This window comes from Bacillus cereus group sp. N31, assembly GCF_016483245.1.
GTDB classification, from domain to species: Bacteria; Bacillota; Bacilli; order Bacillales; family Bacillaceae_G; genus Bacillus_A; species Bacillus_A toyonensis.
Genome location: NZ_JAEHCH010000123.1, coordinates 1 through 235 on the forward strand (window position 1 = coordinate 1; position 235 = coordinate 235).

Here is a 235-nt window from a genome sequence, read left to right on the forward strand (position 1 = left end):
TAAGACACAGCTATTTAAGTATTACCATTTTCAACAGATTGATTGGCAAGGAGTTACGATTTAAAGACTTCTATTTAAGTAATACCATTTACCACCGATTGATTGCCAACCCGTTACCATTGCACCTTCACTATGTAAGTAATACCATGCACCACCGAGTGATTGCCAACCAGTTGCCATTGGGCCAGGACTGTTTATGTAATACCATGGGGGAGCGTTAGATTGCCCACCTGGT

Annotated in this window: 1 protein-coding gene; it reads right to left on the reverse strand. The window is 41.7% G+C overall.

Annotated elements, in window-relative coordinates:
- Positions 1–60 precede the first annotated feature (60 nt).
- Positions 61–180, reverse strand: a complete 120-nt coding sequence (locus tag JDS81_RS30070; protein WP_374221163.1) for a hypothetical protein — start codon at positions 178–180, stop codon at positions 61–63.
- Positions 181–235: the final 55 nt, after the last annotated feature.

Excerpts from the sequence above, each read along its gene's own strand:
- JDS81_RS30070 (WP_374221163.1), bottom strand. The coding sequence starts at position 180 with ATGGCAACTGGTTGGCAATCACTCGGTGGTGCATGGTATTACTTACAT.